The sequence below is a fragment of the Pantoea rwandensis genome, from assembly GCF_002095475.1.
Taxonomy (GTDB): Bacteria; Pseudomonadota; Gammaproteobacteria; order Enterobacterales; family Enterobacteriaceae; genus Pantoea; species Pantoea rwandensis.
This window is the reverse complement of the sequence record NZ_MLFR01000035.1, coordinates 43,367-52,783: the sequence shown is the minus strand read 5'-3', so window position 1 is coordinate 52,783 and position 9,417 is coordinate 43,367. Positions and strand designations below refer to the sequence as shown.

At 53.8% G+C, this 9,417-nt stretch carries 8 protein-coding genes; 4 read left to right on the top strand and 4 right to left on the bottom strand.

The window, feature by feature from the left end; translation table 11 throughout:
- Window positions 1-163 precede the first annotated feature (163 nt).
- Window positions 164-898 (bottom strand): flagellar brake protein, encoded by a 735-nt coding sequence (locus tag HA51_RS23530; RefSeq protein WP_084937493.1) that lies wholly within the window; start codon window positions 896-898, stop codon window positions 164-166.
- Between the two features lie 186 nt (window positions 899-1,084).
- Between HA51_RS23530 and HA51_RS23525 the strand changes: the two genes are divergently transcribed.
- Window positions 1,085-1,333, top strand: a complete 249-nt coding sequence (locus HA51_RS23525; RefSeq protein ID WP_038647498.1) for a GlsB/YeaQ/YmgE family stress response membrane protein — start codon at window positions 1,085-1,087, stop codon at window positions 1,331-1,333.
- A 62-nt stretch (window positions 1,334-1,395) separates the two neighbouring features.
- Here HA51_RS23525 and HA51_RS23520 read toward each other — a convergent pair whose 3' ends face one another.
- On the bottom strand, window positions 1,396-3,492 hold the full coding sequence (locus HA51_RS23520; protein ID WP_084937491.1) for a TonB-dependent siderophore receptor: 2,097 nt from the start codon (window positions 3,490-3,492) through the stop codon (window positions 1,396-1,398).
- Between the two features lie 350 nt (window positions 3,493-3,842).
- Window positions 3,843-5,522 (bottom strand): alpha,alpha-trehalase TreA, encoded by a 1,680-nt coding sequence (gene treA, locus HA51_RS23515; protein WP_084937489.1) that lies wholly within the window; start codon window positions 5,520-5,522, stop codon window positions 3,843-3,845.
- 206 nt (window positions 5,523-5,728) lie between these two features.
- Between treA and ghrA the strand changes: the two genes are divergently transcribed.
- Genes ghrA through HA51_RS23500 form a run of 3 tightly spaced genes read left to right on the top strand, consistent with a single transcriptional unit; the run spans window position 5,729 to window position 8,015 of the window.
- Window positions 5,729-6,667: a glyoxylate/hydroxypyruvate reductase GhrA gene (gene ghrA / locus HA51_RS23510; protein WP_084937487.1), complete on the top strand. Its 939-nt coding sequence runs from the start codon at window positions 5,729-5,731 to the stop codon at window positions 6,665-6,667.
- Between the two features lie 23 nt (window positions 6,668-6,690).
- Window positions 6,691-7,428, top strand: a complete 738-nt coding sequence (locus tag HA51_RS23505; RefSeq protein WP_084937485.1) for a phosphatase — start codon at window positions 6,691-6,693, stop codon at window positions 7,426-7,428.
- 26 nt (window positions 7,429-7,454) lie between these two features.
- Window positions 7,455-8,015, top strand: coding sequence for a TorD/DmsD family molecular chaperone (locus tag HA51_RS23500; protein WP_084937483.1), 561 nt, complete (start codon window positions 7,455-7,457; stop codon window positions 8,013-8,015).
- On the opposite strand, the gene HA51_RS23495 is transcribed toward HA51_RS23500, so the two are convergent.
- Window positions 8,016-9,377 carry a CoA transferase gene (locus tag HA51_RS23495; protein WP_084937481.1) on the bottom strand — a complete coding sequence of 454 codons (1,362 nt, stop codon included), beginning with the start codon at window positions 9,375-9,377 and terminating at the stop codon, window positions 8,016-8,018.
- Window positions 9,378-9,417: the final 40 nt, after the last annotated feature.

Here is a 9,417-nt window from a genome sequence, read left to right as displayed (position 1 = left end):
TGTCGGGGCGCCATTGACGGCGACCTTTGTCGTGAATATCCCCTGAACCTTGTCGGGGCGCCATTGACGGCGACCTTTGTCGTGGACATCCCCCGAACCCTGTAGGGTCGCCATTAATGGCGACCTTTGGCATGCAGTGATGTCAACGTGCGGGTTTCATGCATTACTGAAAACGGTTCGCCTTGTCGCGCGCCAAACGTTCCAGTGCAAAGATAACCTGCTGCAACTGACGCTCTTGCACCGGTTCGATAACGGTAAAGCGGAAGCTCAGACGTGGCGTGGTGCGCGTTTCATTTTTGCTGGTAATGGTGCTGCGTTCACCAATGTGCAGCAGTTGTGCCGTCACCTCAAAATGGCCATATTCGCCTAGCTCTACCCGCAACTTCTTAAAGGTGTCGCCACGATTTAACCCTTCAGGCAAAGCTTCATCCAGCAACACGCCAGCACCACCGAGCGAGAGATCTTGTAAGCGAAAACGTGCTTTGCTACCATCCGGCCATTCACTGTGACAGTAGAAGACGGGTTCCATCGGCGCACTGACACGGAAAAATTCACGGCGCTGAATCTGCCAAAGCAACTCGGGTAACGGGGCGGCAAAAGCGGGTAAACCCTCAAATTCGATGCGTTGTAATCCGGTCAGACCACATTCAACTTTGGCACCTTGGGTTTCGGCGGCGATATTCACTTCACCACCCTGCAGGGCTAAATCATTATCCAGCGCATTGCTACCAAGATCGAAGACAACCTGTTCTTCGTCGGCAGCGAGTAAACGGCTAATAAACTGGCCGCGAGAAAAATTGACCATCAACGGCGTCTGGTAACGTAACAGATCCTTCATCACGTTCAATACCGCCAACGTACCGCGTTTGAGGTATTGTTCTTTATCGGCTTCTTTCACGTCCTGCTCCACTTATCCGATTGTTATTATCATGAGTGCCAATGCCATCGATTTGTTATCGGCTTGGCTATAAAAAGCTTTAGCCTGCTAACGATTATTTTACCGTTGCGCTCACCAGGCAGAGTGAAAATCTCCGACTATACTTACCGCAGTGAACACATTGATTCATAACGTAAGGAGCAGTAAATGGGTATTCTTTCATGGATTATTTTTGGTTTGATTGCCGGGATTATCGCTAAATGGATCATGCCAGGTAAAGATGGTGGCGGATTTATTATCACCGTCGTGCTGGGTATTGTGGGTGCGGTGGTCGGTGGCTGGATCAGTACCCTATTTGGATTTGGCAAAGTTGACGGTTTCAACTTCGGCAGCTTTGTGGTGGCGGTGATTGGTGCCATCGTAGTGCTGTGGATTTACCGTAAAGTTCGCACCTGACAGTCCTCAATGATTTAACGAAATCCGCACCTCATTGGGGTGCGGATTTTTTTTATGGCTGATTAGAAATCGTAGCCCACGGTCGCCATCACGGTGCGTTCGGCACCTCGATAGCAATAACCCGTGCCGTAACAGGCGGTAAGATACTTTTTATCGGTCAGGTTATTAGCATTGACCTGTAACCATGCACCTTTCAGCTGTGAATCCCATGCACCCAAATCGGCGCGTACTGAAGCATCAAACAGCGTGACGGACGGCAAACGAGTGGTGTTTTCATTGTCCGCCCACTGTTTACCGATGTAACGCACACCTGCACCGGCACTCAAACCGTAATCAAACTGATAATGTCCCCAGAATGAAGCCATGCTGTTAGGGGTGACGTACGGTGTATGGCCGTCGTTACCGTCTACCGAATCCTTAAAGCGCAGATGGTTGAGGGTATAACCGGCGATAGTGCTGAAGCGTGGTGTCAGCTGGTTGCGCGCTTCCAGCTCAATCCCTTGTGAATGCACTTTTCCTGACGGGGTATAGGTGCTGTCGAGGACGTTGCGGTTAGCCACGTCGTTCTGCGTCAGGTCATACACGGCAATCGAGTACATATCCCGTGTACCCACCGGCTGATATTTCACACCCGCTTCGTACTGCTCGGACGTTGTCGGTTTCAGCTGGTTACCGTAAGGATCGGTGAGTGAGGCCGGGGTAATCGCCTGGCTCCAACTGACATACGGCGAGATGCCACTGTCAAAGGCATACAGCAGTGCAGCGCGACCACTGATGTGATCGTCCTGACGGCGGCTGGTGCCGTTATTCGACACGATGCGGTCATAGCGGCCAGAGAGATCCAGATGCCAGCGATCCAGTTGCAACTCATCCTGCAAATAGAGACCGGTTTGATAGTAGCGACGCGTGGACTCTGACCAGCTGTAATCGGGCATGGCGCCGACGGTTTCACCGGTCCATGGATTCAGTGAGCTGGCGTATCCGCTGGCCTTACTCAGATCGTTTTTGTAGCGATGGTATTCAGCGCCCAAAATCACCCGATGTTGCACTGCACCGGTCTCGAAATCGGCTTGCAGGCGATTGTCATTGGCCCATGCACTGAGTGATGAGCGTTCACCGGAGTAGTAGCGGGTCAGCAAATCAGGCTGAGTGGCATTCCAGCCAATTTGATATACCTGATCGAGATCGACATTCGAATGGCTGTAGCTGGCGGTGGAGGTGAACGACCAGACATCATTGAATCGATGGGAGAAGTCATAGCTGTAGATCTGTTCGTTACGCTTGAACTGATCGAGAGCGCTATCACCTTCGTAAAAGCTATCGCTTAACTTGCGTCCATTGTGGCTGTAGAGCGTTCCGTCAGCGGGTACTGAACCGTGATAACCGCCGGAAGGATCTTTTTGCAAATAAGCACGTAATAACAGGCTGGTGTCTTCGCTGGGTTGCCATTGCAACTGTGGCGAAAGGGCATATTTTTCTTCACGCGTGTGATCGTATTGCGTGTCGCTGTTACGCGTGATGCCGGTCAGGCGGAATGCCCATTGATCATTAATGGCATTGGTGTAATCAAAAGCGGCGCTGTTGGTGGCGTTGGTCCCAGTTGAGAGGCGGAAATGACCTTCCTCGGCAAATTGAGGACGCTTACTGACCATATTGACTAACCCACCTGGCACCGTCTGGCCATACAGCGCAGAGGAGGGGCCTTTGATCACATCGATACGGTCAAGGAACCAGTTGTCCACCTGCAGGATGTTGAAACTGCCACCGTCGCTCATGATGCGCAGGCCATCAAGGAAGGTGTTATCGACATCGCCGCCATGGAAACCGCGTAGTGCGATGGTGTCGTAACGCGTTGCCGCACCGCCGAAGTTGGTAAACACGCCTGGCGTATAGTTCAGTGCCTGGTTCAAATCCTGTGCGCCCTGATCCTCAATTTGCTGGCGCGTAATGACCGAGATGGATTGCGGTGTGGTGATTAAGGGCTGATCGGTTTTACTGCCACCGCTGCTATGTGTAGCGAGATAGCCCTGCGTGGGTGAGTTAGCGCTCTCCTGAGGTTGAGCGGACACGACCATAGAATCTTCGGCGAAGGTAGCAGCTGGCAGTGCTAAAGCTAAGGCGCAAAGCACGCGGCCACGACTGAGGGTGAAAAGCGACATCTGTAATCCTTTAACTAAAAGCCGTCTAAGTAGCGGTGATAGCTGAGATACCGCCACAAGTGTAAGAATGGGAATCGATATTAGAGTGATAATTATTATCTTTAAGTGAGGTGTGTTTCAAGATGTGAATTTGCGGGGAGGTGTAGCAGGGCGATTTATCGCGCAAAGTGCAATCGAATACGGCTGCAGAATGCGCGATAAATTGCACCGCTAGGGTTATTTTGCTGGGGCGAGCCTTGTCGCGCACCTGTTGGGCGGCCTGAAGGCCGTACCCTACAAATGCTTGACGTACAGGACGGTAGCCACTCCTCTTGCGCCCTTAAGTGGTGGTATTAACGAAAAAATTAAAGCTATTTCTCTGCACTCAACGCTGGGAGATTGGGAATATCACTGGCGTTGTTACAGGTCTTGTCTTTCGGACAATACTTATCCAACAACTTGAGCGTCACGCCATTGGTCCAGCCAAAACCGTCCTGCAAAGGATATTCCCCACCACCACCACCGCCGAGCTGTGCGCCTTCCACAACGTACTTCTCAACCAGCTTGTGTTCTTTGTCATAAGTGGTTTGCACATTTTGCAGGAAACGCTGACCAATCTCTTTTGCCAGCTTCGGCTGTTTATAGTGCTCCAGCCCCTCAACTGCCACCCACTGCAGAGGTGCCCAGCCGTTAGGTGCATCCCATTGTTGTCCGTTATTGACGGTGGTTGTCACCAGGCCGCCCGGTTTCAAGAGCTGTTTTTCAACGGCTGCAGCGGTACGCTCGGCTTGCTTCTCACTCGCCACCTGCATATAAAGTGGGAACAGCGTTGCAGCCGTGAGCTGCGGGTGAATCTGTTTTTTCTGCCAGTCGTAATCCGCGTACCAGCCCTGTTTCTCGTTCCACAGATACCGGTTAATTGCCGCCTGACGTTTTTCAGCATCGTGAGCAAACTGTTTGGCTTGGTCATCCTGATTCGCCAGTTTCGAGGCTTTCGACAACACCTGCTCAAGATGGAACATCAAACTATTGAGATCCACGGGTGCGATTTGTGTAGTACGAATCGAAGCCAAATTATGGGCGTCGGTAAACCAGCGTGAGCTGAAATCCCAACCCGATGCGGCACCTGCCCGCAGATCGCGATACACCTGCTGTTTGTTGCGATCCGGTGCCTTGTTGGCGGTATTGACGTCATCCAGCCAAGATTCGGTGCGCGGGGCATCACGATCATCCCAGTAGCGATTCAGCACCGTCCCATCGCTTAACTTGACTACGCGTTTACTGGCTTGTCCGGCAGCCACTTTATCGCTGTCTGCCATCCAGTAGTCATACTCTTTCTGCAACTGCGGCAGATACTGACGATAAACCTCATCCCCTTTATGTGTCGCCAGCAGATCCACCATCAAACTGAAGAACGGGGGCTGAGAACGACTGAGATAGTAGCTGCGGTTGCCGTTCGGGATATGACCATATTTGTCGAGCTCGGTCGCGAAGTTGTCCACCATATCCTGAACGCGATCCCAGTGCCCGCTCTCTGCCAGACCCAGCATGGTGAAGTAACTGTCCCAGTAATAGACTTCACGGAAGCGCCCGCCGGGAACCACATAGGGTTTTGGCAGCGGCAGCAGCGAATCGTATTGGCTGGCGCTGGGTGTGGAGCGGGTCAGCACAGGCCATAAACCGTTAATATGTTCGCGCAGGCTCTGTCCCGCGGGTGGCACATATTTATCCTGCTCTTTTGGCAGGGTGAAATTGGCATCGACAAAGTGCTTTAGGTCAAAGTTGCGCTGGCTTTTTTGCATCTGCCAATCGGCCAAAATCGAAGACGGATTGTATTTTGGCACCGCATCGGCAAAGGTTTTCTGGTCCGGATAAAATTTCGCCTGCTGCACAGCTTCAAAGAGCGGCCCTAAGCGAATATCGGGCGGCTGCGGTTGGCTGCTGAGCATACGGCTATCATCTGCAGCCTGCACGATGGGGGAACCGGCCAGCAGGGCCGCGCTCAATAAAAAGGTCAGGCGCGAGGGCGTAAATACGACATTTTTTATCATCGGTTTTTCTCCTTGTCCGAAAAGGTGGTGTGCTAACGCATTGACCACACGAACAACTTTAGTCGCTTATCTGCCGCTTATCCCCTTAAGGCGATGGAAATGTGAAGCGTTTGGAATTAATCACCGAAGAGATTGTACAAACCCTAAGGTTTTTGCTTGCCCCCAAACGGCATTTGCCTGAGTCTGAAGGAAAAAAGGAGAGCAGTATGGAAATCATCTGGTATCACCCCTCGATAAACCCGCAGAACTGGATAGACGGCATGCGCCAGCGAGTGCCACAGGCCACTGTCCGCCAATGGCAGCCGGGGGACAATGCCCCAGCGGATTACGCCATCGTGCGTTCACCGCCTACCGAGATGCTAGCGGGGCGATCCTTAAAAGCGGTGTTTGCCATGGGTGCAGGCGTGGATGAAATTCTGAGGCAGTTAAGTGCGCATCCAGAAATGCTTTCCGATGATATTCCGTTGTTTCGTCTTGAAGACACCGGCATGGCACGTCAGATGCAGGAGTATGCTAACTGGTGCGTGCTGGGTTGGTTCCGTCGCTTTGCCGAATATCGGCAACTGCAAGAGCAAGCGCAATGGTTACCTCTGGATGATCGTGAGCGTGAAAACTTTACGATCGGTGTCCTTGGCGCGGGCGTATTGGGGCGTAGCGTGCTGGAAAGCTTACGTCAGTGGGGATTCCCGCTGCGCTGCTGGAGCCGCACACCCAAAACCATCGACGGCGTGCAGGCTTTCCATGGACGTGAACAGTTGGACGCGTTTCTGGATGGCACTCAGGTCGTGATTGACCTGCTTCCTGCTACACCGGAAACCACTAATCTGATTGATGAGCGGTTACTCAGCGTGTTACCGCGTGGGGCCTTCTTCCTTAATCTGGCGCGCGGTGCGCATGTGGTGGAAGCGGATCTACTGGCCGCACTTAACAGCGGCCAGTTGGCGGGTGCGGCGCTGGATGTGTTCCAGACCGAACCCTTACCGGTGGATCACCCGCTTTGGTCTCATCCAGATGTCACAATAACGCCACATACTGCAGCCATGACGTTGCCAGCCGAGTCGATGGATTATATGGCGGGTGCCATACTTGCTCTGGAGCAAGGGCAAATGCCGAATGGCTTGGTCGATCGTCAGCGCGGTTATTAATTCACTAGTGTCAGGAGAAGAGGATGTATCCCGTCGATTTGCATATGCACACCGTTGCCAGTACCCACGCTTACAGCACACTGCATGATTATGTGGTGCAGGCGAAACAGAATGGCTTGAAGTTGTTTGCTATCACCGATCACGGCCCAGATATGGCCGATGCACCGCACTACTGGCACTTCGTTAATATGCGCATCTGGCCGCGTGTGATTGATGGCGTGGGTGTGTTACGTGGCATTGAAGCCAACATCAAAAATCAGCAGGGTGAGATTGATTGCAGTGGCCCGATGCTGGATGCGCTGGACTTGATTGTGGCCGGTTTCCACGAGCCAGTTTATGCGCCCCGTGATAAAGCCCATCACACTGAAGCGATGATTGCGGCGATGGCGGGTGGGTTGGTACACATTATTTCTCACCCAGGAAATCCAAAGTTCCCTATTGACATCCGTGCAATTGCCGAAGCGGCCGCGCATTATGATGTCGCGCTGGAGATTAACAATTCTTCCTTTACCCATTCACGCCCGGGTAGTGAACCGAACTGCCGCGCGATAGCCGAAGCGGTGCGTGATGCGGGCGGGCGCCTGGCCTTTGGCTCTGATTCGCATACCGCTTTCACGCTGGGTCACTTCGAACACTGCATCCGTATTACGCGCGAGGTGGATTTTCCTGAAGATCGCGTGTTAAATGTCACGCCACGCCGTCTGCTCGATTTTCTCGAACAGCGCACCGGCAAGCATATTGCTGAATTTGCAGACTTTTAACTTTTTACCTCAAGGAATTCTGTTGCATGAATGAGTTTTCCATTCTCTGTCGCGTCATCGGCTCGCTGTTCAACCGCCAGCCACAAGATCCGCTGTTAATGCCGTTATTCACCTTATTGCGTGAAGGCAAACTGAAAGAACAGTGGCCGCTGGAGCAGGATGAACTCTTGACGCGTTTGCAGCAGAATAGCGATCCGCAGGCGCTGGCTTCTGACTACAACGCGCTGTTTGTCGGAAGCGAATGCAGCGTGCCGCCATACGCGTCGCAGTGGCCAAACGGAGCGAAAGAGGAAGAGATTCGTGCGTTCCTGAGCTCACGGGGTATGCCGCTAAGCGAGGCACCTGCCGATCACTTTGGCGTGTTAATGCTGGCTGCCTCCTGGTTGGAAGATCAGTCAGCGGAGGACGAGTCTACTGCACAACTGGCGCTGTTCAACGACTATCTGCTGCCATGGTGCGGTGCGTTCCTCGGGAAAGTGGAGGCGCACGCCACCAGCGCGTTTTACCGTACGCTGGCAGCGTTGAGTCGTGAGGCTATTCAGGCCATGTACGATGAGTTGAACGAAGGCGACGACGAAGAAGCTTAATTACCAACTGGCTGCGCTGCTGCCGAGCTTCACGCCCGGCGTGGCGCAGATCATTGGCGTACCGGGCACATAGGCCGCGGCACGCAACCTCTCCGCTATCCCCCATGCATTAATCTCAATGGTGCCAACTGCATCGCCTTGCTGCGAGTGAATCCCGCTTTGTGGCTGTTGAGGCGCAGCGCCGTGCTGTTGCAACAACCGAGCGGTGCGCGCCAAAGACAAACGCGCCTGCCATCCCACATGATTCTCGCGTCGCTGACGCAGGCCTTCTAACACCGCGGCTGCCATTAAGTAGCCGGTGGCGTGATCGAGCGCCTGTACCGGCAGCGGAGTGGGTTTAGTGCCACCACTCCAGATCATGCCGCGTTCGGCAATGCCACATCCCATCTGCACCAGACTATCGAAGCCACGCCGATTGCGCCACGGACCGCTCCAGCCCCATGCATTAAGACTGACATCCACCAAACCGGGCGCGAGTTTACGGCGAGTTTCGGCATCCAATCCCAGCCTCTCCAGCGCATCCGCACGATAGCCATGTACCAGCACATCGGCGTGTTTGAGCAGGTCGATCAGTTGATCGCGTCCTGTTTTAGTTTTGAGATCGAGCCGCGCACAGCGTTTTCCACAGGTGATCTCCTCTTCCAGCGTGGGTTCTTCCCAGCCGAAGGGATCGATACGTAATACCTCAGCACCTAAGCTGGCGAGAAAGCGTGTGCAGACCGGGCCAGCGATGATGCGGGTCAGATCGAGAACGCGCACGCCGAGTAAGGGACGTGCGGTTGGGAGCCTCCAGCCAGGAGTGGGTGCGTCGTCAGTGGCTTGTTGCGCAATTAAGGCTTCGCTGTTGACGGCCATGCCTTGCGGATGGTGTTGCCACTGTTGCTCATTGCGCATTTGCGCCGCACAACCGCCAGCTTCAACCACTGTTTGCTCTAAGACTTCAGCCTGCCATTGTGCCACGACGCTGGCTAATGCCGCACGATCGGCGTGCTGGCCCAATACCTGTTCCATCGCGGCACGGTGATGTGGGGCATTGGTATGTAAGCGAATCCAACCATCTGCAGTGGCATAATCGCCGGCAAAGGGATCCCACAACGCAGCAGGCGGGCGATTGAGTGGCGTTAAGCTGTGTTGAAACCAACGCGAGGCGAGGCGCACATCGACGCTAACGGGAGTCGATTGGCCGAGTAAATCGCTCAGTGCCTGGCTCGCCAGCCCGATGCTGGTGGCTGCCAGTTCGCTGACGGCAAAAGCCGAGGAGAAGGTGTCGGTCTGGAGAAAGGTGAGTGCAGGACGTTGATCCGCACCCCGCAATCCCTGCCACAGTTGCTGCCATAACGCGGCAGCAGATTGAGTATCCATAGTGAGTCTCCGGAAAACACGCGAGACTCAAATATAGCAG

Bases quoted from the DNA above. Each gene is read 5' to 3' on its own strand.
- HA51_RS23525 (WP_038647498.1), top strand. From the start codon at position 1,085: ATGGGTATTCTTTCATGGATTATTTTTGGTTTGATTGCCGGGATTATC.
- HA51_RS23520 (WP_084937491.1), bottom strand. From the start codon at position 3,492: ATGTCGCTTTTCACCCTCAGTCGTGGCCGCGTGCTTTGCGCCTTAGCT.
- treA (WP_084937489.1), bottom strand. From the start codon at position 5,522: ATGATAAAAAATGTCGTATTTACGCCCTCGCGCCTGACCTTTTTATTG.
- ghrA (WP_084937487.1), top strand. From the start codon at position 5,729: ATGGAAATCATCTGGTATCACCCCTCGATAAACCCGCAGAACTGGATA.
- HA51_RS23505 (WP_084937485.1), top strand. From the start codon at position 6,691: ATGTATCCCGTCGATTTGCATATGCACACCGTTGCCAGTACCCACGCT.
- HA51_RS23500 (WP_084937483.1), top strand. From the start codon at position 7,455: ATGAATGAGTTTTCCATTCTCTGTCGCGTCATCGGCTCGCTGTTCAAC.
- HA51_RS23495 (WP_084937481.1), bottom strand. From the start codon at position 9,377: ATGGATACTCAATCTGCTGCCGCGTTATGGCAGCAACTGTGGCAGGGA.